Source organism: Pseudarthrobacter sp. GQ63, assembly GCF_059758765.1.
In genome coordinates this window covers 1-24,638 of sequence record NZ_JCAXEF010000015.1, presented here as the reverse complement: position 1 = coordinate 24,638, position 24,638 = coordinate 1, and the positions used below count along the sequence as shown (strand labels likewise).

Annotated in this window: 22 protein-coding genes; 8 read left to right on the top strand and 14 right to left on the bottom strand. The window is 66.0% G+C overall.

Annotated elements, in window-relative coordinates; all coding sequences use genetic code 11:
• Positions 1-7: 7 nt before the first annotated feature.
• On the bottom strand, positions 8-1,108 hold the full coding sequence (locus AC6CHP_RS18045) for an App1 family protein phosphatidate phosphatase (RefSeq protein WP_498231412.1): 1,101 nt from the start codon (positions 1,106-1,108) through the stop codon (positions 8-10).
• Between the two features lie 65 nt (positions 1,109-1,173).
• Positions 1,174-1,905, bottom strand: a complete 732-nt coding sequence (locus tag AC6CHP_RS18040) for a DUF72 domain-containing protein (RefSeq protein ID WP_188731665.1) — start codon at positions 1,903-1,905, stop codon at positions 1,174-1,176.
• 61 nt (positions 1,906-1,966) lie between these two features.
• Between AC6CHP_RS18040 and AC6CHP_RS18035 the strand changes: the two genes are divergently transcribed.
• The 3 genes from AC6CHP_RS18035 (at position 1,967) to AC6CHP_RS18025 (ending at position 4,894) form a co-directional block, all read left to right on the top strand.
• Complete coding sequence (locus AC6CHP_RS18035; RefSeq protein WP_188731768.1) at positions 1,967-3,817, top strand: glycoside hydrolase family 15 protein; 1,851 nt, start codon at positions 1,967-1,969, stop codon at positions 3,815-3,817.
• A 67-nt stretch (positions 3,818-3,884) separates the two neighbouring features.
• Complete coding sequence (locus AC6CHP_RS18030; RefSeq protein WP_104189536.1) at positions 3,885-4,175, top strand: hypothetical protein; 291 nt, start codon at positions 3,885-3,887, stop codon at positions 4,173-4,175.
• Complete coding sequence (locus AC6CHP_RS18025) at positions 4,175-4,894, top strand: HAD family hydrolase (protein WP_498231409.1); 720 nt, start codon at positions 4,175-4,177, stop codon at positions 4,892-4,894. The genes AC6CHP_RS18030 and AC6CHP_RS18025 overlap by 1 nt, the downstream gene beginning before the upstream one ends.
• Before the next feature lie 10 nt (positions 4,895-4,904).
• Here AC6CHP_RS18025 and AC6CHP_RS18020 read toward each other — a convergent pair whose 3' ends face one another.
• On the bottom strand, positions 4,905-5,153 hold the full coding sequence (locus AC6CHP_RS18020; RefSeq protein WP_104189541.1) for a hypothetical protein: 249 nt from the start codon (positions 5,151-5,153) through the stop codon (positions 4,905-4,907).
• 169 nt (positions 5,154-5,322) lie between these two features.
• On the opposite strand from AC6CHP_RS18020, the gene AC6CHP_RS18015 reads away from it, so the two are divergent.
• Entirely contained in the window at positions 5,323-6,504 is a 1,182-nt protein-coding gene (locus AC6CHP_RS18015; RefSeq protein WP_377195336.1) for a zinc-dependent alcohol dehydrogenase, read from the top strand.
• A 28-nt stretch (positions 6,505-6,532) separates the two neighbouring features.
• On the opposite strand, the gene AC6CHP_RS18010 is transcribed toward AC6CHP_RS18015, so the two are convergent.
• The 5 genes from AC6CHP_RS18010 to AC6CHP_RS17990 form a co-directional block, all read right to left on the bottom strand.
• The gene (locus tag AC6CHP_RS18010; RefSeq protein WP_498231406.1) at positions 6,533-7,678 is read right to left on the bottom strand and encodes a serine hydrolase domain-containing protein; all 1,146 of its coding nucleotides are present in this window, start codon (positions 7,676-7,678) and stop codon (positions 6,533-6,535) included.
• Positions 7,679-7,774: 96 nt separating this feature from the next.
• A complete protein-coding gene (locus AC6CHP_RS18005; RefSeq protein ID WP_188731673.1) occupies positions 7,775-8,587 on the bottom strand; it encodes a bifunctional allantoicase/(S)-ureidoglycine aminohydrolase in 813 nt (270 codons plus the stop codon).
• Positions 8,588-8,603: 16 nt separating this feature from the next.
• Positions 8,604-9,881 (bottom strand): DUF6986 family protein, encoded by a 1,278-nt coding sequence (locus AC6CHP_RS18000; protein WP_188731674.1) that lies wholly within the window; start codon positions 9,879-9,881, stop codon positions 8,604-8,606.
• Between the two features lie 3 nt (positions 9,882-9,884).
• Positions 9,885-11,483, bottom strand: a complete 1,599-nt coding sequence (aceB, locus tag AC6CHP_RS17995) for a malate synthase A (protein WP_498231403.1) — start codon at positions 11,481-11,483, stop codon at positions 9,885-9,887.
• Between the two features lie 39 nt (positions 11,484-11,522).
• Positions 11,523-12,974, bottom strand: coding sequence for an NAD-dependent malic enzyme (locus AC6CHP_RS17990; RefSeq protein WP_104189553.1), 1,452 nt, complete (start codon positions 12,972-12,974; stop codon positions 11,523-11,525).
• A gap of 210 nt (positions 12,975-13,184) precedes the next feature.
• Here AC6CHP_RS17990 and AC6CHP_RS17985 point away from each other — a divergent pair, with 210 nt between their 5' ends.
• The gene (locus AC6CHP_RS17985; protein ID WP_104189556.1) at positions 13,185-13,940 is read left to right on the top strand and encodes an IclR family transcriptional regulator; all 756 of its coding nucleotides are present in this window, start codon (positions 13,185-13,187) and stop codon (positions 13,938-13,940) included.
• A 109-nt stretch (positions 13,941-14,049) separates the two neighbouring features.
• Here AC6CHP_RS17985 and AC6CHP_RS17980 read toward each other — a convergent pair whose 3' ends face one another.
• Positions 14,050-15,561 carry a nucleobase:cation symporter-2 family protein gene (locus AC6CHP_RS17980; protein ID WP_498231400.1) on the bottom strand — a complete coding sequence of 504 codons (1,512 nt, stop codon included), beginning with the start codon at positions 15,559-15,561 and terminating at the stop codon, positions 14,050-14,052.
• A 188-nt stretch (positions 15,562-15,749) separates the two neighbouring features.
• Positions 15,750-16,658, bottom strand: a complete 909-nt coding sequence (gene pucL, locus AC6CHP_RS17975; RefSeq protein WP_498231398.1) for a factor-independent urate hydroxylase — start codon at positions 16,656-16,658, stop codon at positions 15,750-15,752.
• A 370-nt stretch (positions 16,659-17,028) separates the two neighbouring features.
• Here pucL and AC6CHP_RS17970 point away from each other — a divergent pair, with 370 nt between their 5' ends.
• Positions 17,029-17,202, top strand: a complete 174-nt coding sequence (locus tag AC6CHP_RS17970; RefSeq protein ID WP_498231396.1) for a hypothetical protein — start codon at positions 17,029-17,031, stop codon at positions 17,200-17,202.
• An 82-nt stretch (positions 17,203-17,284) separates the two neighbouring features.
• Here AC6CHP_RS17970 and xdhC read toward each other — a convergent pair whose 3' ends face one another.
• The 3 genes from xdhC to AC6CHP_RS17955 are packed head-to-tail and all read right to left on the bottom strand — an operon-like array spanning position 17,285 to position 21,970.
• Positions 17,285-18,088 (bottom strand): xanthine dehydrogenase accessory protein XdhC, encoded by an 804-nt coding sequence (gene xdhC / locus AC6CHP_RS17965; RefSeq protein ID WP_498231394.1) that lies wholly within the window; start codon positions 18,086-18,088, stop codon positions 17,285-17,287.
• A gap of 1 nt (position 18,089) precedes the next feature.
• Positions 18,090-20,477, bottom strand: a complete 2,388-nt coding sequence (xdhB, locus tag AC6CHP_RS17960) for a xanthine dehydrogenase molybdopterin binding subunit (RefSeq protein WP_498231392.1) — start codon at positions 20,475-20,477, stop codon at positions 18,090-18,092.
• Positions 20,474-21,970 (bottom strand): xanthine dehydrogenase small subunit, encoded by a 1,497-nt coding sequence (locus AC6CHP_RS17955; RefSeq protein ID WP_498231390.1) that lies wholly within the window; start codon positions 21,968-21,970, stop codon positions 20,474-20,476. The genes xdhB and AC6CHP_RS17955 overlap by 4 nt, the downstream gene beginning before the upstream one ends.
• A 217-nt stretch (positions 21,971-22,187) precedes the next feature.
• On the opposite strand from AC6CHP_RS17955, the gene AC6CHP_RS17950 reads away from it, so the two are divergent.
• Both AC6CHP_RS17950 and AC6CHP_RS17945 read left to right on the top strand, forming a co-directional pair.
• Positions 22,188-23,168 (top strand): aldo/keto reductase, encoded by a 981-nt coding sequence (locus tag AC6CHP_RS17950; RefSeq protein ID WP_498231388.1) that lies wholly within the window; start codon positions 22,188-22,190, stop codon positions 23,166-23,168.
• Between the two features lie 22 nt (positions 23,169-23,190).
• Entirely contained in the window at positions 23,191-23,856 is a 666-nt protein-coding gene (locus tag AC6CHP_RS17945) for a uracil-DNA glycosylase (protein WP_498231386.1), read from the top strand.
• A gap of 2 nt (positions 23,857-23,858) precedes the next feature.
• Here the strand turns inward: AC6CHP_RS17945 and nboR are convergent, their stop codons facing one another.
• On the bottom strand, positions 23,859-24,488 hold the full coding sequence (gene nboR / locus AC6CHP_RS17940) for a nicotine blue oxidoreductase (RefSeq protein ID WP_498231384.1): 630 nt from the start codon (positions 24,486-24,488) through the stop codon (positions 23,859-23,861).
• Between the last annotated feature and the right edge of the window lie 150 nt (positions 24,489-24,638).

Genomic DNA, 24,638 nt, shown 5'->3' with positions numbered 1-24,638 from the left:
CCAGTGCCTAGAGTAGGTCCAGTGCCGTGAGCTGCTTGGCGATGCCGGCGCCGTCCGGGGAGTAGATCCACGGAACCTGGGACGCGGTATGGTCCCCGTCCTCGGAGTGGCCGCCGGCGAACACCGATTCGCTGACGGACAGCTGGCGGATGGCGATCGCGGCTACCTTGTCCGGGTGCTCCTGCGAGAAGCCGGAGTAGATGGCTTCGTCATGCTGGCCGTTGTCACCGATCAGGAGCCACTGCATGTCCGGGAATTCCTTGGCGAGCCGTTTCAGGTTCCGGTGCTTGTGGTCCTGGCCGCTGCGGAACCACCGGTCCTGCGTGAGGCCCCAGTCGGTCAGCAGCAGCGCCCCGGACGGATACATGTTACGGGTCAGGAAGCGTGCCAGCGTGGGTGCGGCGTTCCAGGGCCCTGTGGAAAGGTAGATCACCGGTGCGTCCGGATGCTCCACCGTGAGCCGGTCCAGCAGGACGGCCATGCCGGGTGTTGCCATGCGGGCCCGCTCGCTCAGAACGAAGGTGTTCCACAGGGCCAGGAACGGCCGGGGCAGGGCCGTCACCATGACGGTGTCATCGATATCGGATACGATCCCGAACTTCACATCCGGTGCGATGACCCGGATCCTGGCTTCAACCGGCTCCGTGCCCTCGGCGCGCAGGACCGCGGTGTGCCAGCCGGGCTCCAGCTGGACGCTGACTTCCGTGTCGATCAGCCCGCCCCTGTCCGCCCGGACGTGGGTGACAACATCGCCGATGGTGATTTCGACGTCGGTGAACTGCAACGGAACGCTGGTGAAGGCCCGCCAGCCGCGCACGTTCTGGTTGCCGTTCTGCGCTGCGTGCTCGGCCTTGCTCCCCGGCATCGGCTTTTGGGTCAGCAGGACCCGTCCCAGGACACGCACCAGGCTGGTTGATCCATAGCCCTGGTAGGCAATGGTCTGCGGCACGAACTTCCAGCGTTTGGCCAGTTGGATGCGCACACCGTTAACGCCGTCGGAAATCCGGTGGGCAAGCTTGAACGCCGTGTTGCCGGAAAGCTGGGACTTCCCGTCCGGGTCCTGTGGTGTTGCTGCGTTCTGGGGCGGTGTCTGGGGGGCCGTGTCCATGGGACCACTCTGCCACAGGCTGAACCACGCGGAGCTACCTTGGTCCTTGCCGTTCTTCCATGACGTCACCCTTCCCCAAGGATCCAGCGCAGGGTCTCGGCGTTGCGCACTGCGTTGCCGCCGCCGTCGTTATTGAAATAGGCGTAGACGTCCAGGCCGCTGCCCGACCACTCCCGGATCCGGTCTGCCCACCAGTGCAGGTCGGCATCCGAGTAGGAGCCGGCGTAGAGGTGCTGGTGGTCAGGGCCGTGCAGCCGCACGTACGTGAACGGGGCAGTAGTGCGCAGGATGCAGGGAAGGTTTGCGCCGCTCATGATGCAGTAGGCGGCCTGGTGCCGCTCCAGCAGTGCGTAGACGTCGTCGCAGTCCCAGCTGGGGTGCCGGAACTCCACAGCCACCCGGATCCATTCCGGGATCCTGGCCAGGAAATACTCCAGCCGGGCGTCGTCGCGTTCCATGCCGGGCGGCAGCTGGACCAGGAGGACTGCCCGCTTGTCGCCGAGCTCGTGCCAGCACCGCTCAATCCGTTCCACCCACACCTCCGGCTGGTACAGCTTCCGGGCGTGGGTCAGTCCGCGGGGAGCCTTGACCGACATTCCGAAGCCATCAGGCAAACGCCGGTTCCAGCCGGCAAACGTGGTGTCCCGGGGCCACCGGTAGAAGCTGGCATTGAGCTCGACGGTGCCGAACCGGGCAACGTAATGCTTGAGCCGGTCCTTCGCCGGGAGCCCGGGCGGATAGAGGACGTTCTCCCAATGGTCGTAACTCCAGCCGGAGGTGCCGATGTGGACTGCCATGACTGCAGGCTACATCGAATCGTGCCCATCACCGCGGGGCGGACTGTGGCAGGGTAAGGACATGGCGCGCATCGAGGATTATGCAGTTGTTGGCGACCTTCAAACGGGGGCCTTGATCAGCAAGGAAGGCTCCATCGATTGGTTGTGCCTGCCACGGTTCGATTCCCCGGCATGCTTCAATTCCCTGCTGGACACCCCTGAATCGGGGCGCTGGCTCCTCGCACCCGAAGGCGGTGGACCGTGCACGCGCCGGAGCTACCGGGACGGCACCCTGGTGCTGGAGACGGAGTGGGAAACGCCTGAAGGAACGGTGCGCGTCATTGATTTCATGCCGCCCCGAGACTCCGTGGCGGACATCGTCCGCATTGTTGTGGGCGTCAGCGGGAGCGTGCGGATGCACAGTGAGCTGGTGCTCCGCTTTGACTACGGCCACATCATTCCCTGGGTCCGCAAGGACAGCCTGGGCGTGCACGCCATCGCCGGCCCGGACGCCGTCTACCTGGTCACACCGGCGCCCCTCCACGGCGAGAACATGCACACCATCAGTGACTTCACCGTTAGCGCCGGGGAGCGCGTCCCGTTCGTCCTCACGTGGGCGCCAAGCCACGTGGGCCGGCCGCACAGCGTGGACGCTGAAGAAGTCCTTGGCACCACCTCGGCCTTCTGGCGCGGCTGGGCATCCCAGTGCACCGTCAAAGGGAAGTACCAGGACGCGGTGGTGCGCTCCCTGGTGACCCTGAAAGCGCTGACGTACGCCCCCACCGGCGGCATCGTGGCGGCCGTGACCACGTCCCTGCCCGAGCAACTGGGCGGTCCGCGCAACTGGGACTACCGGTACTGCTGGCTGCGGGATGCCACCATGACGCTGCAGGCCCTCATGGCAGCCGGCTACACTGCCGACGCGGCGGCCTGGCGGGACTGGCTCCTCCGCGCGGTGGCCGGCGACCCCGCCGACCTGCAGATCATGTACGGCATCCACGGCGAGCGCCGCCTGCCGGAGATGGAACTGCCGTGGCTGAAGGGCTATGAAAATTCGTCCCCGGTGCGCATCGGCAACGGAGCGGCCGAGCAGCTGCAGCTCGACGTCTGGGGCGAGGTGCTGGACTGCCTCGCCCTGACCCGGAATTCACTGCTGACGCATCCGGATGAATCATGGGACGTCCAGCTTTCCCTGATGGAGCACCTCGAGAAGATCTGGGACCAGCCGGACAACGGGTTGTGGGAGATGCGCGGGCCCCGCCGCCATTTCACTCACTCGAAGGTGATGGCCTGGGTAGCTGCGGACCGGATGGTCAAGGGCGTCCGCGAGTCCGGGCTGCCGGGGCCGGCGGACCGCTGGGAGCGGCTGCGGGACACCATCCACCGGGACGTTATGGCCAACGGGTTTGACGCCGTCCGCAACACGTTTGTCCAGGCCTATGGCCGGCCGGAACTCGATGCCAGCCTCCTCCTGATCCCGCGCGTCGGCTTCCTGCCCCCGGACGATCCGCGGGTCATCGGCACCATTGATGCCATCCAGCGCGAACTTACCGAGGACGGGTTCGTCCTGCGTTACCGTCCCGAAGAGAGCGACGACGGCCTGCCGGGGGATGAGGGCGTCTTCCTTGCCTGCTCCTTCTGGCTGGTGGAGGCGCTCCTGGGGGCGGGCCGGCACGAGGAATCCCGGGCACTCTTCGAGCGGCTGCTGGAACTTCGGAACGACGTGGGGCTGCTGAGCGAGGAATGGGCCGTGAAGGCCGGCCGGCAGCTGGGCAACACCCCGCAGGCCTTCAGCCACTTTGCGCTTGTGACTAGCGCCCTGGAGCTGCATCAGGATACGGTTCGGCGAAGTGACACCCCGATTCCGCCGGAGACGGCGGGACGTGCTGAGGCGGCGCGGCAAGGGGTGACTTCTCCTTCGCAGAATAGATAAGTATACTTACTAACACCTCAGTGCTCCTGAAAAGCACAACGCGGTGACTGATGGAGGAGTGATACGAATGGCCGGGTATTTTGAGCTTGTGGATGCGCCTGACGGCGGTTACAGGGTACGGATGCTGGATGGAGCCGGGAGCCTCATGGCCATCTCGGTCACCTTCCCCACGAAAAGGGCTGCTGTTGCCGGCGTTGCGATGGCGCGGGAAATTGCAGGGACCGGGCTGATCCGGGACAAGAGCCACGACGGCGCAGGAACGGTCCTCCGGGAACGCGTCCGCCCCGTAAGTTCTGCAAAGGAAGAGGCGGCCCGCCAGAAGAAGGCGCCGGCTGCAAAGCGGGCAGCGGTCAGCTGATGGCACCCCAAAGCCCTGTACCCCCTGGCGGACGACGCCGGGGGGTTCTTTTTGACGTTGACGGCACCCTGATCGACTCGTCCTACATCCATACGGTCGCCTGGTGGGGAGCCTTCCGGCAGCAGGGCTACGACATCCCAATGGCCACCATCCACCACCATGTGGGCATGGGCGGCGACCGCCTGGTGGACAGCCTCCTGCCCGGCGGGCGCGACCGGTCCCTCGACCCGGAGATTATGGCCAGCCACGGGGCGCTTTACGCGTCCCACTGGCCGTCCCTCCGGGCCTTTGATGGGGCCAGGGACCTGCTGGGCCAATGCCATAACCGCGGCCTGGCCGTGGCGCTGGCCTCCTCGGCGCGCAGGAAAGACCTGGATGTGATGAAGTCCATCCTGGATGCCGACGCCTTTATCGACGGCGCAACCAGCGCCAATGACGCAAAGAACAGCAAGCCCGCCCCGGACATCCTTGTGGCCGCACTGGAAGCCATTGACGTCCAGGCCGCTGACGCCGTCTACATCGGGGACGCCGTGTGGGACATGAAGGCTGCTGCAGCCCTGGGAATCCCGGCGATTGCCGTGACATGCGGGGGAATCAACGCCCGTGAACTACGGGATGCGGGCGCAGCGGAGGTCTACGAAGGTCCGCGGGACCTCCTGCGGAACCTGCCCTCAAGCGCCCTGGGCCGGCTGCTCACCAGGACAGGAGGACCGGACTGAGGCGCCCGGCTCAGACCGCTTGCCCGCCGGTGACGGCGTCCTCGTCGCCCGCGTTCGCGGGCTTGTTCCACACCACGGCCACCTTGACTGACCCGTCGTCGTTCCGCTCAATGTCCGTGCTCACTTCCGCCATGTTGGCGCCCATCTCCATGATCCGGGCGTGGTACGTGCCAACGAGCGACTCCAGGCTCTCTTCCGTCCACTCGCCGGGCCGCATGCGGGTGGAGATCTCGACCGGTTCCGGCTGGTAGAGCGTCATGGCGTTCCTCTTTCGCGCGTTTCCTGGGATCTGGCCCTTCCTACGCTAGAAGCCCCGGGCCACAAGGACAAGAGTTTAGTCAGCTTGCTTACTTTTTTCTGCCGAAGCCGATACCGTCGGTCTATGGGCTCAGGCCCGGACTAGAGGCAACACCACCGGAAGGCGAATCGTGAAAGCACTGACCTGGCAAGGAAAACGCTCGGTAAGCGTGGAAGAAGTACCTGATCCCGTAATCCAGGAACCTACCGACGCCATTGTCCGCATCACCTCCACGGCCATCTGCGGCTCGGACCTGCACCTGTACGAAGTCCTGGGACCGTACATGCATAAAGGGGACGTAATCGGCCATGAACCGATGGGCATCGTGGAAGAGGTGGGAAGCGCCGTCACCAACCTGCGCAAGGGCGACCGCGTGGTTGTCCCCTTCAACATTTCCTGCGGCAACTGTTATATGTGCAGCCAGGGCCTGCAGTCCCAGTGCGAAACCACCCAGGTCAAAAGCAAGGGTTCCGGCGCTGCGCTCTTTGGCTTCTCGGAACTGTACGGTTCTGTTCCCGGCGGCCAGGCCGAATATTTGCGCGTGCCGCATGCTGATTACGGCCCGGTGAAAGTGGGGAGTGAGCTTCCGGACGAGCGGTACCTCTTCCTCTCGGACATCCTCCCCACAGCCTGGCAAGGCGTCGAATACGCGGACGTCCAGGCCGGAGGCACCCTGGCTGTGTTCGGCCTGGGACCCGTCGGTCAGTTCGCCACACGGATCGGCGTCCAGCGGGGGCTTCGGGTCATTGGGGTGGATCCTGTTCCCGAGCGCCGCGCGATGGCGGAGCGGCACGGCGTGGAAACCCTCGATTACGGTAAGGACGTGGCGGACCAGCTGCGGGAGATGACAGCCGGAAGGGGCCCGGATGCGGTGATTGACGCCGTCGGAATGGAAGCCCACGGTTCCCCTGTTGCGGGCTTCGCCCACCAGGCCCTCGGGCTCCTGCCCGACAAGCTCGCCCAGAAGGCGATGGAGACCGCCGGGGTGGACCGCCTCGCAGCACTCCACACCTCCATCGACGCCGTCCGGCGCGGCGGCACGCTGTCCCTGAGCGGCGTGTACGGCGGCCAGGCCAGCCCCATGCCCCTGCTGACAATGTTCGACAAGCAGATCCAGGTCCGGATGGGCCAGTGCAACGTCCGGCGCTGGACCGATGACATCCTGCCCCTGGTGGAGGACGACGCCGATCCGCTGGGCGTCATGGACCTGGTCACCCACCGCTCGGGGCTGGAAGGGGCGCCTGCCCTGTACGAGAAGTTCCAGAAAAAAGAGGACGGCTGCATCAAGGTGGTCCTCAACCCGGGAGCCTGACACCAGCGGGAAACTCAGCAGGAAGCCCTCAGCACAGGCTGTTGAGGGCTTCCTGTGCCACGTCCTGCATCTCATGGATCAGCGGGTTGGTCTCAAGGGTGGGCGGTGCCGGAGGGTAGGCGAGGGAGATCGCCAGCTGGCTCCTGCCGTCCTCGCTGGTCATGGCGATCATTCCATAGCCGTCGGTATCGCCGGGCAGGCCGTAGTAGAAGCGGTTGTTGCAGGTGTTGTTCCAGCGCCGCAGGGCAAAGCCGTAGTACTGCGAGTAGCCGCCCTTCATGGCCGTCACGGTGTCCGGCGGCAGCAGCCTGCCCTGCAGCAGCGCGGCGTAAAACGTATTGACTTCCTCCACCGTGGAGACGGCCCCGGTGGAGGGCGACTCCGCCTGCCAGGCCGGCATGCTGGCCTCCGTGCGCCTGCCCTCCAGGGTGACGTATCCGTGGACCATGCCGTGGGGCGGGGGACCGCCCAGCCGGGTGGACTCCAGGCGCAGGGGGAGGGCGATGTCCTCAGCCAGGACCTCATCGATCCCCTGGCCGCGGAGCCGCTCAACAATCAGGGCAAGCGCCGCGTAGTTCGAACGGGAATAGTCGAAGATCCGTGCCAGCCGGCCGTCCCACGGCTCGGTGGCCGCCAGGGCCAGCTGCTGTTCGAGGCTGAGCGGCCGGTTCATCGTTTCTGCCCAGCTTCCGGACGCCAGCAGGGGGACGGAAAAGTCGGGGATCCCTGATTCGTGGGTCAGAAGCTGCCGGACGCTCACGGGGCCGGGTGGATGGAGGACGCTGCCGAACTCGGGCAGGTAGCGGCTTGCCTGGCTGTCCAGGTCCAGCCGGCCCTCTGCTGCAAGTTTCATCACCGAGACTGCGATAAGGGATTCGGTGATGCCGCCCACGCGGACGGGGTCGGACACCCTGGCGGGCTCGGCCGAGTCCAAGCTCCGCACCCCGGCGGCATGGGTCCAGGTGGTGGTCCCGTTCCTGACGGCGATCAGGACGGCAGGGGCGCCCTCGGCCAGCATCCGTGCGCTGAAAGCTTCCAGCAGCGCAAAGGCTGCGGGCGGCTCCGGTTCCGGGGGATCGGGTTCGCGGATGCAGCCGGCGGAGGATCCTGCTAGCAGGACCACGCACAGGGCTGCCGCAGTGCGCTTCCACCCGCGGACCCGGCTTGTGCCCATGCCACCAATTTTCCACCCAACCAGGTAGCAGCACATGTTCTTATGGCGGCCCATTACGACATGTGCTGCTACTTGGTTGGGGAAGTAAGGGGCTGCTCAGGTGAGGCGCACCTGCCGGTTCATGTCCTTGTACAGCAGGTAGCGGAACTCACCCGGGCCGCCGGCGTAGCAGGCCTGCGGGCAGAAGGCGCGCAGCCACATGAAGTCGCCGGCCTCCACCTCCACCCAGTCGTTGTTCAGCAGGTACATGGCCTTGCCCTCAAGGACGTAGAGGCCGTGCTCCATGACGTGGGTTTCGGGGAACGGGATGACGCCGCCGGGCTGGAACGTCACGATGTTCACCTGCATGTCGTGGGCCAGGTCGCTGGAGTCCGTGAAGCGGGTGGTCTTCCAGGCGCCGTCGGTGTCCGGCATTGCCGTCGGCTCCACGTCCTTTTCGTTGGTGACGAAGGACTTGGCCTCGTAGCCCTCAAGGCGCTCGTAGGCCTTGCGGATCCAGTGGAAGGACACGACGTCGCTGGAGACGTTCTCCAGGCCCCACTCCGAACCGGCAGCCAGGTAGGCGTAGCCGCCTTCCTCCAGCTGGTGCAGTTCACCGTCGAGGGTGAGGCTGACCCTGCCGCGGGTCACGAAGATGACGCCTTCCACACCGGCCTCGAATTCGGCCTTGGGGGCGCCGCCGCCCGGGCCGATCTCCACGATGAGCTGCGAGAACGTTGTGGCAAAGCCGGAGATGGGGCGGGCGATGATCCAGGACCGGGTGTTCGAGAAACCGGGCAGGTTGGACGTGACGATGTCCGTCATGACGCCCTTCGGGATCACCGTGTACGCCTCGGTGACGATGGCGCGCTCGGTGGTCAGATGGGTCTGCGGCGGCAGTCCGCCGGTGGGGGAATAGTACTTGCCCATGAAAAGGGATCCTTACCTAGGAGTTGGACGTGGTGGCGAGCCGCGGGTGCGCCAGTGCAGTGAGCTGCGGAATTCCGACGCCGGCGAGCGCCTGGACTTCATCGGCTCCGACGGCGCCGCACTGGACGCCGCGGAGGACGAATGCGGCCAGGGCGCGGGCCGTGGCGGGTTCATCCATGACGCCACCCTCGGTCCGCTCCACATAGTTGCGCAGGCGGGCCACGGCAGCGGGGAGGCCCTGCCGGTAGAAGGCGTAGGTGGCAGCGAAGCGGCTGGGCAGCTGGGCCGGGTGCAGGTCCCAGCCCTGGTAGTAGCCGCGTTCCAGCGACCGCCGGACCAGGCGGCCGTGCAGCTGCCAGGCGTTCTCCACGTTGTCGCCCACGGGGATGATGTTGGTGGACCCGTCCGAGAGCCGGATGCCGGTGCCGGCCACTGCCAGCTGCATGACTTCCTTGGCGAAATCGGCCACCGGGTGCTCCATGGACTGGTACTCGGCAGAGATCTGCAGGGAGGCGGAGTAGTCGTAGGTTCCGTAGTGGAGGCCGCTGATCCGGCCGGGGACGGCGTGCGGCAGCTGCGCCACCGGAGAGGTGCCGTCCGGACCCAGGATGAGCTGCGGGGTTTCCACCTGGACCTCGAAGCGGAGCCGGCCGGCGGGGAGGGAGTGGACCTCTTCCAGCCGGGACACGGCATAGTCCATGGCCTGGACCTGGGCCACGGTGGTGACCTTGGGCAGGGTCAGGACCAGGCCCTCGGGCAGTTCACCGGCCGCTGCGAGCCCGGAGACAAAGAGGTCCAGCGTCCGGAGCCCGCGGGCCCTCGTGGGCGCCTCGAAGCACTTGAACCGGATGCCGATGAACGGGGGAGCGGACCCGGCCGCGACGGCGGCGGCCACCGCGGCTGCTGCGGCAACCGCGGCAGCGTCCTCGGCGTCGTCGCCCCTGTCCCCGAACCCGTCCTCGAAATCGAGCCGAAGGTCCTCGACCGGCTCACTGCCCAGCTTGGCTTCCACGCGGGCCGCGACGGCCTCTGCCAGCGCGTTGTCCTGGCCCAGCAACGTGCCCAGCCGTTCCAGCCCGCCGTGGCCGGCCGCCGTCGCCATCGCCTGCGCGCCCCAGTCGGCAGCGAACGACGGCGTGAACCGGTCCGCGGGGACGTACACGGTGTGGACCGGCTGGCGGGACCCGTCGTCACCCGGGTAGTTCCGCTCAAGCAGGCGGTCCGTTGCGGCGAGCTGCCCGTCGATGTTCGCCAGGTCGCCTACTGACAAGGACGGCTTGGGTGTTTCCGCCATGCCTCAGCCCACCAGTTCGTAGGCCGGGGTGGTGAGGAAGTCCGTGTAGTCCTCCGAGAGGCAGATGTCGGCGATCAGTTCGCTGGCAGGCCGGTAGTAGCGGCGGAAGGCTTCGTCGCCGAATTCGGTCCGCAGCCGCTCGGTCTCCTCGCCCAGGATCCGCTCCACCAGCTCGCGGGTCACGGTGTTGCCCGTGTCCGCCAGGACTGACTTGTTGCGGATCTGCTGCCAGACCTGCGAGCGGGAGATTTCCGCCGTGGCGGCGTCCTCCATGAGGTTGTGGATGGCAACCGCGCCGTTTCCGGACAGCCAGACCGCCGTGTAGGCCACGGCGACATACAGGTTCAGGCGCAGGCCTGACTCCGTCACCTGGCCTTCGGCGGACGCCACGTCCAGCAGCTGTTCCGCGGTCACGGAAACCTCCGGGCGCTGCTTGTCCAGCTGGTTGGGCTTGCTGCCCAGGACGGAGTCGAAGACCTCGCGGCAGGTGGGCACCAGGTCGGGGTGGGCAACCCAGGAGCCGTCGAAGCCGTCGTTGGCCTCACGCGTCTTGTCCGCGCGGACCTTGGCGAAGGCAGCCTCGGTCACCTCAGGGTGGCGGCGGTTGGGGATGACGGCGGCCATGCCGCCCATGGCGAAGGCCCCTCGCTTGTGGCAGGTCTTGACCAGCAGTTCGGTGTAGGCGCGCATGAACGGTGCCGTCATGGCCACCGAGGCGCGGTCCGGCAGCACAAACTCCTCGCCGGCGTCCCTGAAGTACTTGATGATGCTGAACAGGTAGTCCCAGCGTCCTGCGTTCAGGCCGGAGGCGTGGTCCCGCAGTTCGTAGAGGATCTCGTCCATCTCGAACGCGGCCGGGATGGTTTCGATCAGCACGGTGGCGCGGACGGTCCCCTGGCCCAGGCCCAGGTAATCCTGTGCGAGGACAAAGACGTCGTTCCACAGCCGAGCCTCGAGGTGGCTTTCCATCTTGGGCAGGTAGTAGTACGGTCCCTGGCCGTTGAGGACCAGCTGCTTGGCCACGTGGAAGAAGTGCAGGCCAAAGTCCACCAGGGCGCCCACGGCGGGTTCACCGTTGATGAGCAGGTGCTTTTCGGGCATGTGCCAGCCGCGGGGGCGGGCCACCACGACGGCGAGCGGTGCGTCGGTGCGGAGCCTGTACTCCTTGCCCTCGTCCGAGGTGTAGCTCAGGGTGCCCTGGGCAGCGTCGCGGAGGTTGAGGATGGCGTCGATGACATTGGCCCAGGTGGGGGTACTGGCATCCTCGAGGTCCGCGAGCCACACCTTGGCGCCGGAGTTCAGGGCATTGATGGCCATCTTCGCCGGTGAGGCGGGCCCGGTCATTTCGACCCGGCGGTCCTGCAGCGGTGCGGGTGCGGGCGCAACTTTCCAGTCGCCGTCGCGCACGTCCTGCGTCTCCGGCAGGAAGTCCAGCTTTCCGGTCTCGGCCACCCGCTGGCGCTTGCCGGCCCTGGCCGCCAGGAGCTCGTTGCGGGTGCCGGCGAAGCGGGTGTGAAGCTCCTCAATGAATGCCAGTGCCTTGGGGGTGAGGATCTCCTCCGCGCGGTCGATCGGCCGGGGATCTGTGACAGTGATGGCCATTTCTGGTCCTTTCCTTGTGGCTTGCAGTCAGGCAGTGAATCAGGCGCTGGCCAGGGCGGCTTCGGGAGCCGGGGCTGCCTCGGCGCGGTCAGCCGCGGTGGCCACGTTCGCTGCGTGGGCGGCCGCGGCAACAGCTGAGGCAACATCGGCGGCAACATGGGGATCGAAGACGCTGGGGATAATGTAGCTGGCATTGAGCTCTTCGTCAGCTACCCGGTTGGCAATGGCGTCCGCGGCGGCCACCAGCATCTCCGGCGTGATGTCCGAGGCTCCGGCGTCCAGCAGCCCACGGAAGAAGCCGGGGAATGCCAGCACGTTGTTGATCTGGTTGGGGAAGTCGCTGCGGCCTGTGGCCACCACGGCGGCGTGCTTCGCCGCGACCACCGGATCGATCTCCGGCGTCGGGTTGGCCATGGCAAACACGATGGCGTCGTCCGCCATCGCGGCTACCTGCTCCTCGCCGATCACGTGCGGGGCGCTGACGCCGATGAACACGTCCGCACCCACGAGGGCCTCGTGCAGGGTGCCGTCGAAGCCTTCCTGGTTGGTGTTCGCTGCGATCCAGCTGCGGTGCTCGTCCCCATACTCCTGGCCCGAGTGGATGGCCCCGGAGCGGCCCGCCGCAATGATGTGCTGCGCGCCCTGGGCCTTGAGGAGCTGGATGATGGCGGAACCCGCGGCGCCCACGCCGGAGACCACAATGCGGACCTCGGAGAGCTTCTTGCCCACCACGCGGAGTGCATTGACAAGGGCGGCGAGGGTGACGATCGCGGTGCCGTGCTGGTCGTCGTGGAACACCGGGATGTCCAGTTCCTCGCGGAGGCGGTTCTCGATTTCGAAGCAGCGCGGGGCAGCGATGTCCTCGAGGTTCACGCCACCGTAGACGGGGGCCAGGGCCTTGACGATGCTGATGATTTCCTCGGTGTCCTGGGTGTCCAGGCAGACCGGCCAGGCGTCAACGTTGGCAAACTGCTTGAACAGCGCGGCCTTGCCCTCCATCACGGGCAGGGCGGCTGCCGGGCCGATGTTGCCCAGGCCCAGGACGGCCGAGCCGTCCGTGACGACCGCGATGGTGTTGCGCTTGACCGTCAGGTTGCGGGCCGCCGCGGGGTCCTCGGCAATGGCGAGGCAAACGCGTGCGACGCCGGGCGTGTAGGCGCGGGAGAGGTCGTCACGGTTGCGCAGGGCTACCTTGGGGACCACCTCGAGCTTGCCGCCCAGGTGCATCAGGAAGGTGCGGTCCGAGACGTGCTGGACCGTGACGCCGTCGAGCGCGTTGAGGGCGTCCTTGACGCGGCCGGCGTGCTCATCGTCGGTGGTGTTGCAGGTGACGTCCACAACCAGGGTCTCGTGGTGGGACTCCGTGACGTCCAGGGCAGTGATGGCAGCGCCGGCTGCACCCACTGCCGCAGCGAGTTCGCTGGTGGCGCTGAAGCTGGACGGCGCTTCCACGCGCAGGGTGATGGAATTTCCGGGGCTCGGGTTCGCCATTGAATGTCCTCCTGTTGGGCCCAGTGGGCTTGTGTTCCATATCCGAATGTTTTCGTATTATGGATATTATTATCTACTTTGTGGAAACACAAGCCCAAAGTGCCTTTCATCGCGCCTGCAGGGGTTGTGCTGTATCTTGGGACCTCTAGGGCAATTCTTTTCACGATGCGGATAAGACTTGTCGGAATCCGAATCCACAGGAGACTGGCCATGGCTGAAAAAGCCGCAGGAGGCGTGCAGTCCGTTGAACGCGTCTTCGAACTGCTGGAACTGATCACTGACGCCGGCGGCGACGTCACCCTCAGTGAGTTGTCGTCATCCACCGACCTGCCGCTGCCCACCATCCACCGCCTGCTGCGCACCCTGGTATCGCTTGGCTATATCCGCCAGCTGCCCAACCGGCGCTACGCCCTGGGCCCGCGGCTGATCCGGCTGGGCGAAGGAGCCAACAAGCAGCTTGGCGCCGTGGCACGGCCGCAGCTGAAAACCCTGGTGGACCGCCTGGGGGAGACGTCCAACATGGCCGTGCTCGATTCGGACATGGTCATCTATGTGGCGCAGGTGCCCTCGCTTCACGCCATGCGCATGTTCACCGAGGTGGGCCGGCGTGCCCATACCCATGCCACCGGCGTCGGCAAGGCCATCCTGGCCCAGCTGGACGACGACGTGGTCCGCGGCATCGTCACCCGCGCCGGGATGCCCACCCCCACGCCCAAGAGCATCGGGGACATCGACGACCTCCTGGCAGACCTCAAGCTCATCCGGGAACGCGGCTACTCCATCGACGAGGAGGAGCAGGAGCTGGGCGTCCGCTGCTTCGCGATGGCTGTGCCCAACGCCCCCACCCCCACCGCCATTTCGGTGTCCGGTCCCGTGTCCCGTGTGGACGAGCACTTCGCTGACAAGGCGGTGCCCGTCCTCCGCGAGGCTGCCGAAGCCATCTCCCTGGAGATGAACCGCACCTGACCCACCCCCGCGCTGACGACGGCGGCGGCCCGCCCTTTCCGGGACGGGCCGCCGCCGCTTTTTCATGCCGTGTTCCTGCTGCTTCGGCGTGCGTGCTGCTCCGGCGTTCCTAGTGGTCCGATGCCTTTTCGGATGACTGGACCGGAACTTCCTTGCCGTCACAGTCGATGAGCTTGCCGCCTTCGAAGCGGTCGCCGTCGGCCAGGCACTTGAGGTCCTCCTCCCGGACCACGCGTCCGGTGCCGGCCACGAACACCGACTGGTTCTCGGAGTTGCCGGCCTTGAGGTGGTTGAAGAGCAGGTTCAGCAGGATTGCCATGACGGCAGCCGAGCTGATGCCGGAGTGGAAGATGGTGGCGAACCAGTCCGGGAACTTGTCGTAGAAGGACGGGGCGGCGATGGGGATCATGCCGAAGCCGATCGACGCCGCCACGATGATCAGGTTCATGTTGTTTTTGTATTCCACCTTGGCCAGAGTGCGGATGCCGCTGGCAGCGACGGTGCCGAACAGGACGATGCCGGCCCCGCCCAGGACCGCGGTGGGAACCGCAGCGACGACGCGGCCCATGACGGGCAGCAGGCCGAGGATGACGAGGATGACACCGCCGGCTGCAACGACGTAGCGGCTCCTGATTTTGGTCACTGCGACCAGGCCGACGTTCTGGGCAAAGGCGCTTTGCGTGAAGGATCCGAAGATCGGCGCGATGAGGCTGGACCCCATGTCTGCCCTCAGCCCGGCAGCAATCCGCTTGGAGTCGACCTTGGTGCCCACGATCTCGCCGACTGCCAGGATGTCCGCCATGGTTTCCGTCAGGATGACCAGGACGACGATCAGCATGGAGATGATGGCGGCTATCTCAAAGGTGGGGGCTCCCAGATGGAATGGCGCGGGGAAGGCGGCGATGGGGCCTTCCCCGACTTTGGAGAAATTCGCCATGCCGGTGACGACGGCTAGCAGCGTTCCGATGACCATGGCCAGCAGAATCGAGAGCCGGGAGATGGTGGCGTTACCGAGTTTGCTCAGGAGGAGGACGAGGGCCAGGGTAACCGCGGCGAGGCCAATGTTCTCCAGGCTCCCGTAGTTCTCGGCATTCCTGTTTCCTCCCATGGCCCAGTTGGCGGCAACCGGCATGAGTGTCAGGCCAATGGTCGTGATGACAGTTCCGGTGACCACCGGTGGGAAGAACCGGACAATCTTGGAAAAGACCGGCGCGATCAACAGGCCGATGGCCGCTGACACGATCACCGCGCCGAAAACGGCCTGAATTCCTCCACCCGTGGTGACGATGGCGACCATCGTTGCAACGCCTGCGAACGATACACCCTGGACCAGCGGCAGCTGGGAGCCGAAGAAGGGAATCCCCACGGTCTGGAGGATGGTGGCAAGCCCGCCCATGAAGAGTGCGGCGGCGATCAGGACGCCAATGTCGGCAGGGGGCAGGCCCGCGGCCTGGCCAACGATCAGCGGTACGGCGACGATGCCGCCGTACATGGTCAGGACGTGCTGGAAGCCATAAGCGAAACTGCTTCCGATCGAAAGCCGTTCGTCCTCCGGCCGGTTTTGGACGGGACGCTTGCCGTGCTTCTTGGCGTCGGCTTTGAGGGTGTTCTTGATGTTCATGGCAGACTTTCTGGTTCATGGCAGACGTCATCGTCTGGCTAACGTTGTCTGGCTAACAGGTGTGGCTGAAGCTGCAAATCGTGGGGGCTGGCCCGGAGTTCTTGTCCACGTGTGCGGACTAAGGTGCTCGGAAGTCGCCTCATCTGGACAAAAACTCCGGACCGGGTGGTGCTGGTGGGACGGCGCGCCTAGCAGAAGCCGGCGATGCCGGACCAGGCGATGGCCGCCGGGGCGGCGTCCTCACGCTGGACGGTGGCCTCGATCAGGCCGTACGGCCGGTCGGCCGCGTAGAAGACCTCGTTGGGGTTGTCGAGGCCGAAGGGCGAGAGGTCCACCAGGAAGTGGTGCTTATTGGGCATCGAGAACTTGATCTCGTCGATCTCGCTGTGTGCTTCCAGGACCTTGGTGCCCATATCGAACAGGGTCTGCTGGAGGGCGTGGGAGTACTTCTCCGTGAAGCCTTCCAGCAGGAGGGCTTTGACGTCGTCGTAGCTCTTATTGAAATCGATGGTGCTGAAGTCGGTGCCGGTCTTGAAGCGCCAGCGCGCAGAGACGTCGGTGGCCAGGATCCGGTCCGTTGTTTCCGCGAGGGTGGTGTACTTGTCCTTGGGGTAGCCGGCGAAGCCGGACTGGGTGGACTTGAGGACGGTGAGGTCCTTGAGGCCGGAAATCAGGTGTTCCGTGGCGCCATCCCGGACCAGGACGGCCGTGCGGACTTCCTGGCCGTTGCGTACGAAGGAGTGGTCGTGCTCGGCGCCGTGTGCCTGGATCCGGTCCCAGCTGTAGGACTCGGCTTCCCAGCGGCCGCCGGTCACCCAGTCGAAGCTGGAGGTGAAGTGCTCACCCAGGCGCAGGAGGAAGGCTTCGGGTGATCCTACACCTTCCCGGGCGAAGGCGTAGATGGTGTTCTTTTGGGTGTCGGTAGGCACCACGTGGGCGTTGTCGCCTGCGAGGTGGGCGGCCGCGAAGTCACCGCGGAGCTGCGAGGTGACGTTCAAATCTTCGATTTCGTGGCGGTCTGTGTCCCGGGTGATTTTGACGACCCGGACTTCGGCCTTTCCGAACTGGTTGTGGCCGAGGATGATGTTGCTGCTCATGGTCAGATTCCCAACTTCAGGTATGTGGGACCACAGTCCCGCATGGAAATTAAGCGCGCGTTTTCCGCACGTTTCGTATACCGTCGGCCCACAAAAAAGAGCCGACATCGATTGATGCCAGCTCATTACGACCCTGCCTGCTGCTCCCAGGTTACGTGACTCGCGCCACGAATTGACATTCAGCGTAGCCCAGTCCTGCGGTGGTGTACATCACAAAAGCAAAAATCGGTTTGTGACCGGTCGCTCAGCCTCAGGCCGTGACGCCGGGCGCAGGCTCTTGACCCTGCTGGAGCGGCAGCTTACTATTTCCACATAGCAGTATTTATTTTCCGATGAGTGGAAAAGCTAAACAGGAAGTGGGGAGGACGAGATGGACCTGCAGGACCCAAAAGAAGTGGTGGGCTTTCCGGCGCCCGGCCAGGAGCTGTACCACCCGTATGGCGGCACCGACCCGGATTTCTACATCCCGGCTGATTGCGATCGGCCCGCCCGCGGGTTCTCACGCTGGCTGCGTGCGCTCCCGGTTTTCGGGCGCCAGGGCTGAGCGGGATCCCCGGAGCAGTAACCTCCGGAGCCGTGACCTCCCACGGCAGTATCCCCCGGAGCCGCAGCCCCAGGCATGGCAGCTACTGCTGAGCGGACGGTAGGCCTAAGAGCAAGGCGGCGGCGGCGCTCACCGCAATAACAGCAGGGGCCTTTCCCTTCACTTCCGGCAGTCCTATTGGGCACTGGATCCGGTCAATCTCCGGCTCCGCAAACCCTTCCGCTGCCAGCTTCTGCCGGAACCGCAGCCACTTGGCACGCGACCCAATCAGCCCGATGCTCCCGAGGTCGACTCGGCGCAGGGCGGCGTGGCAGAGAAGAAAATCCTCGGAGTGGTCGTGACTCATAATGAAGACGTGCGCGCCGTGTGGCAGGTCGCCAAGGAACGAGTCCGGGACGGGCGTGTGCACCGCCCGGACGTCGGCAACACCCGAAGCCACGTCACCCAGCCGTGCAGGATCAAGTTGTTCGCCGCGGCTGTCCACCAGGTACAGGGTCATGGGCAGGCGCGAAAGGATGCGCCCGAGTTCGTACCCAACATGCCCGACGCCGAAAATTGCCACCACGGGAAGGGACAGGAAGGGTTCAAGCAGCACCCGTACCTTCCCGCCGCAGCACTGCCGCCCGTGCTCCGTGGTTGCGTGCTCATTCAGCGCGAACTCGGCGCTGTGGGGTAGGGAGATGCCCTTGGCCATCATGTCCCGGGCCTGGTCCACCACTGTCGCCTCGAGATTGCCGCCGCCGATGCTGCCCCACGTTGACTTTGTGCCCACCACCATTTTGGCGCCAGCCTCCCGCGGCGCGTGGCCGCGCACCTCGGAAACCGTCGCCAGGACGCCGGGCAGGCGGGCGGACCTCAGGTGCTGCAGGGCTTCGAGCCAGTCCATGTCAAGACACTGACGTTGTGACGGACGGGCGGACGGCGTCGCAGTCAGGTCCGGCCGGGGAGGTTGCCGTGGCGCGTTCAAGCGCCCAGAACACGGCCTCGGGCGTTGCCGGGCTGGCCAGTTCCACGGCGGTGCCGCCGGAACCGAAGGCCGCCACTGCTTCCCGCAATGCCTCGCGCACGCTGATGGCCAGCATAAGCGGCGGCTCTCCTACAGCCTTCGAGCCGTAGACGACACCGCTTTCTGTGGCCCGTTCAAACAGGTGGACGTTGAACTGCTCCGGCGTTTCGGAGAAGCTCGGCAGCTTGTAGGTGCTGGCCGACTGGGTTGTCAGGCGTCCCCGCCCGTCGCCGTCGGACACGTCCCACCGCAGGTCCTCAAGGGTCAGCCAGCCGGCACCCTGGACGAAGCCGCCTTCAATCTGCCCGACGTCGATCAACGGCGAAAGGCTGTCGCCGACGTCGTGCACTATGTCGGCACGCAGCTGCCGGTAAGCGCCCGTGAAGCGGTCCACCTCCACCTCCGTGACCGCCGCGCCGTAGCTGAAGTACTTGAACGGCTCACCCTGCATGCGGGCGCTGTCCCAGTGCAGTCCCTCTGTCCGGTAGTACCCCGCCGCCCAGAGCGGGACCCGCTGGAAGTACGCGTCGCGAGCTACCTCGGCGAAACTGAGGTGGCGGTCATGGAACCCGATCCCGGTCACCTTGCCGTCGTCGAAGCGCACATCGTCCGGGTGGATGTTGAGGTTCCGGGCAGCCACGTCCGCCAGCCGGGAGCTGATCTGCTCACAGGCTTTTTTGACCGCCCCGCCGTTCAGGTCGGCTCCTGAGCTGGCGGCTGTGGCTGACGTGTTGGGGACCTTGTCGGTCCGGGTGGGGGCCAGCCGGATGAAGCTGAGCGGCACGCCCAAGGCAGTGGCAGCCACCTGGCGCATCTTGGTGTGCAGGCCCTGCCCCATCTCGGTGCCGCCATGATTAATGAGCACGGACCCGTCCTTATACACGTGGACAAGCGCGCCGGCCTGGTTGAAGGCTGTGAGGTTGAAGGAGATGCCGAACTTCACTGGCGTCATCGCGATGGCCCGTTTGATGTTCGGGTGGGCGGCGTTGAATTTCGCGATCTCAGCGCGCCGCTGCGCCACGTCTGCTCGGTCCAGGAGCGACTGCCAGATTGCAGTGAGCCGTTCGGCGTGGCGCACGGGCTGCCCGTACGGGGTGCTCTGTCCAGGTTCGTAGAAGTTGCGAGACCGCAGCTCAGCCGGGTCGATGCCCAGCAGCGGTGCGCACCGGCCCAGGAGGTCCTCGATCACCAGCATCCCCTGGGGTCCGCCGAAGCCGCGAAACGCTGTCTGCGACGTCTTGTTGGTCTTGGCTACCCGGCCGTGCACTTCGATGTTGGGGATGTAGTACGCGTTGTCGATGTGGCACATTGCCCTTGCCAGGACAGGTTCGGAGAGGTCCAGGCTCCAGCCGCCGTCGCTCGTAAGGGTGGCCTTGAGCGCCTGGAGGCGGCCGTCGTCGTCGAATCCTGCTTCCCAGCGTGCATGGAACGGATGGCGCTTACCGGTCAGGGTGATGTCCTGGGTCCGGTTGAGGCGGACGCGCACGGGGCGTCCGGTCAGGCTTGCACCCAAGGCTGCGATGGCAGCGAAGCCGTGCGGCTGCATCTCCTTGCCGCCGAAACCCCCGCCCATCCGGAGGCACTGCACGGTCACCTCGTGGTTGGCGAGTCCCAGGACGTGCGCCACGATTTCCTGCGTCTCGGATGGGTGCTGGGTGCTGGACTGCACAAACACCTGCCCGCCTTCATCGATGTACGCGAAGGACGCCTGCGTCTCAAGGTAGAAGTGCTCCTGGCCGCCGAACTCAAGCTCGCCGCTGAACCGGTGGGCCGCGTGTTTTAGGGCGGAGTCCGGTTCGCCGCGCGCAACTGTCGGCTGGTTTCCCTGGTAGCTCCCTGCCGCCATTGCTTCAGTGAGCGTCAGGAGCGAAGGCAACGGCTGGTACTCGACCTTTATGGCCTCCGCACCCAGCCGTGCCGCTTCCAATGATTCGCCCAGCACCCAGCACACGGCATGGCCATGGAACATGACCTCGCTGGGAAAGAGCGGCTCGTCATGCTTCACGCCGGCATCGTTGACGCCGGGAACGTCCGACGCCGTCAGTACCTTGACTACGCCAGGAACCTTGAGTGCGGGCCTGGTGTCCATACCGATTATCAGGGCATGGGCGTGCGGTGCCTGGACAGGCCAGGCGTGCAGGACACTCCGGGAACGGACAAGGAGGTCGTCAGTGTAGAGGGCTGTTCCGGTCACGTGTGCGGCGGCGCTCTCGTGGGAAACAGGGACCCCCACCACCGGGTTGACTGGACGGTCTGCCAGGGACTTCACTTCGCTGCCTCCAATGCCGGAGTATTTTCGGCATGGAACTTGAGGAGTGCCTGCCTCAGCATGGCCTGCCGGTAGAGTGCGCTCGCGCGCATGTCGTCGATCGGGGTTCCCTCGCCGGCCATGACGCCCGCGGCCGTGGCTACAGTGTCCGCGGTCCAGGGCTGGCCCGTCAATGATTCTTCCGTTGCGAAGGCCCGGATCGGCGTGGCTGCCACGCCGCCGAGGCCAATCCGGACCGAATTTACGACGCCGCCTGCCACCTGCAGCGCGATGGCAACCGAGACACTTGAGATGTCGTCGAAGCGCCGTTTGGAGATTTTGTAGAACGCGGTGCTTTCGGCCAGTGGCAGCGGGATCCGCACTGCGCGGAGCAGCTCGTGGGGCTTCCGAACGCTCTGCCGGTACCCCGTGTAGTACTCGGACAGCGGGACTTCGCGCTCGCCGTCGAGCGAGCACAGGACAATTGTGGCGTCCAGGGCGAGGAGCGCCGGTGCAGAGTCGCCGATGGGTGAGCCCGTGGAAAGGTTCCCGCCCAAGGTGGCTGCGTTGCGGATCAGGCGGGACGCAAATTGGGGAAACAGCTGGGCCAGGAGAGGTACCCGGCCGTCGAGGCCCCGTTCCACCTCGGAAAGGGTGAGTGCTGCGCCGATCTCAACCCGGCCGTCGTCGAACGATAAAGTCCTCAGCTCTTCCAGCCGATCGATGGCAAGGAGCAGGGGCGGACGGGAGTGCCGGAGGTTTACCTCCACGCCGAGGTCGGTTGCCCCTGCCACCAGCTGTGCCTCCGGGCTTTCCTGCATGATCTTCAGGGCCTCGGCAAGGGTTTCAGTGCGGAGGAAACGTGCGCCGCCGTCCGTCCTGGTGTGCTTGACGGGCGGGGCAGGCCGGTTCTGCCGGTCCAGCAAGGGGTCTGCGTCCAGGGGATTCCCGAGCGCATAGGCTGCGTCCCTGATGGGGCGGTAGCCCGTGCACCGGCAGAGGTTGCCGCTGAGCGCGTGGAGGTCGAAGCCGTTCGGACCGCATTCGTGATCGGTGGCATGCTGCTCGCCTACCTCGCGGGTTCCGGTTTCTTTCCTGCCCTGCCCGGGGCGCCGGTCCGGACGGTAATACTCAGCCGCCATGGAGCAGATGAACCCCGGTGTGCAGTATCCACACTGGGAACCGCCGCGGTCCGCCATTTCACGCTGGACGGGATGCAGGTCTTCCCCGGAACACGGCCCGGCTACGGTACCCAGGCCCTCCGCAGTGACGACCTCCTGCCCGTCGAACGCCAGCGCGGGAGGCAGGCATGAGTTCAGGGATGTCCAGCGGCTCCCCTCGGGTCCGTCCGGCCTGGCCACCAGGACGGCACATGCCCCGCACTCGCCCTCCGCGCAGCCTTCCTTAGCCCCTGTGAGGCCTTCCGCCCGAAGCCAGTCAAGGAGCCTCGTGTGCGGGCTGGTCCTGCTGCAGTCCCGGGCCTGCCCGTTGACGAATATCTCTATTCCGTCCATGTTTCACGCTCCCCATACGAACCGGACCGACGTGCCTAAAACCAAACCCTGGTAACGGGAAATGTATCCCAGCGCTGCCAGCATGTCGGCTGTTCAGTGTGATTAAGCTTACCTTTCTGTATGGAAGCGATTTTCCAGTATCCGGATGGAAACTTCCGGCCGTGGCGTAACCCCGTAAAATTCCGGCCTCCCGCGGGGCACCCCATATAGTCGAGGGATGGAACAGCGGATTTTAGGCAAGACCGGACGTAACGTCTCCGTCGTAGGGCTCGGCACCTGGCAGCTTGGCGCGGACTGGGGCAACGTTGACCCGGCGCAGGCGCAGGCCATCCTGGCGGCGTCCGCGGAAGCCGGCGTGAACTTCTTCGACACCGCGGACGTCTACGGCGACGGCAAGAGCGAGCAGGCCATCGGGAAGTTCCTCGCGGACAACCCAGGCCTGGACATCACGGTTGCTACCAAGATGGGCCGCCGGATGGACCAGCAGCCGGAGAACTACACCCTGGCCAACTTCCGCCAGTGGGTGGACCGGTCCCGGAAGAACCTGGGCACCGACACCCTGGACCTGGTCCAGCTGCACTGCCCGCCCACCCCCGTGTACAGCAGCGCCGAGGTCTACGACGCTTTGGATACCCTGGTCTCCGAGGGCGCCATCCGCAACTACGGCGTCAGCGTGGAGCGCACGGATGAGGCCCTGGAAGCGATCCGGCACCCTGGCACCGCCTCCGTCCAGATCATCCTGAACGCTTTCCGCCTCAAGCCCCTGGACGAGGTTCTTCCCGCAGCGAAGGCGGCCAACGTGGGCATCATTGCCCGTGTGCCGCTCGCTTCCGGCCTCCTGTCCGGCAAGTACTCGAAGGAAACCACCTTCGCGGAAAACGACCACCGGAACTACAACCGCCAGGGTGACAAGTTCGACGTCGGCGAAACCTTCTCGGGCGTGGACTACGAGCTCGGGCTGAAGGCCGTGGCCGAGTTCGAGCAGCTGGTCCCGGCCGGGGCAAGCACCGCCCAGGCGGCCATCGCCTGGATCGCGGCCCAGGACGGCGTCACCTCCGTGATTCCCGGGGCGCGCAACGTGGAGCAAGCATCCGCAAACGCTGCGGCTGCCTCCGTGCAGGTCAGCAAAGAGTTCGACGCCGGCGTCCGCTGGATCTACGACCACTACTTCCGCGAAGCCATCCACCCGCGCTGGTAGCCGTTCGCAGGGGAGCGCTCCGGTGACAGACCGTTCCATAAGCTCTTTTGTGGACCGGCTCGCGGCAGTGCCCACGGTGCCGGGCCGCAACAACTTCCTTGACCACAGCCACCCCGGCAATGCCGTGCGCCGGCGCAACCTGGAGCTTTACCTCTCCGAGATGCTGGACCGTTCGCCGAGGGTGCTGCTGCTGGGCGAAGCCCCCGGTTTCAGGGGCATGCGGATCACCGGCGTGCCGTTCACCAACCGCACCATGTTCCAGGGACCGGCCAATATCTTCGGGCTTTTCGGGCCGGGCAAAGGCTACGCCCTGCCCGCCGAGGCGGAGGGAGTGGCTGCCGAGCCGACGGCAACGGTGATGTGGGAGGTCCTGGCGGAACTGGATTTCCTGCCCCTGCTGTGGAGTGCCTGCCCGTGGCACACCCACGTGCCGGGAGAACCGCAGTCCAACCGGACGCCGCGGATCACGGAAGCAAAGCTGGGCACACCCTACTGGCAGTCGCTGTTGGAGCTGTTCGGCATTGAGGCAGTGGTCGCCGTGGGAAACATCGCGCACCGAAGCCTGCAGGCCAGCGGCGTGGATGCGCCCAAGGTCCGGCATCCCGCCCACGGCGGACGCTCCGGCTTCAAGCGCGGCCTGGAGGAGTTGCTCCTCGCCGGAAGCATCACCACGCAGTCCAACAAGTAGAACTAGCCCAGCAGATGGAGCTGCTCCGGCGTGTCAACGTCAAGGCCGCTGGAGAGATCACTGCAATCCACTTCGTCCACCAGTTCCGGGTGGGTCCGCAGGAAGGCGCGCGCCCCGGCGTCGCCGCTCACTGTTGCGGCCACCGCCTGGCGCAGGGCGGTATCGATCACCAGCGGATGGCCGCGGCGGAGCCCGCCGTTCCCACCCTTTGTCGCGGCAGCGCCGCCGTCGTACGCCGCTGCGGTGACCCGGCCCGGACGGTGGGACGCAAGCAGCCGTTCCACCGCCAGGGAGGACAGGCCAGGCTGGTCCACGAGCGCAATCATCAGGTGGTCCCGGGGATCGGTGGCGGCGTTGCCCAACAGGAGGGAACTCCCCATCCCCGACTGCCATTGCTCGTTCACCACCGTGCGGCAGCCGTCCAGCCTGGCGGCGGCCAGGACATCCTGGGCGCCTGCACCGAGCACCACCACAACCTCGCGGCAGCCGCCGCCGAGCAGCGCTTCAGCGACCGCTTCCACCAAGGGCCGGCCACGGTAGGGGAGCAGAGCCTTGGGCCCGCGTCCCAGCCTGGCTCCGCCGCCCGCCGCGAGCACAACACCGGTGGTGCCCGCCGCCTCCGTGTTCCGCATAGCCACACCCTAACTCTTGTTGTCTCAGGCGTCGCCGCCGGCCCCGCCGGTGGTTCCGGCGCTGACGTCCAGGAGTTTGTAGCGGTCCATGGCGTACGACGGCGCCCCCTCCTCGACCTCGCCCCTCGCCGCGAGCATGTGCAGCGCTTT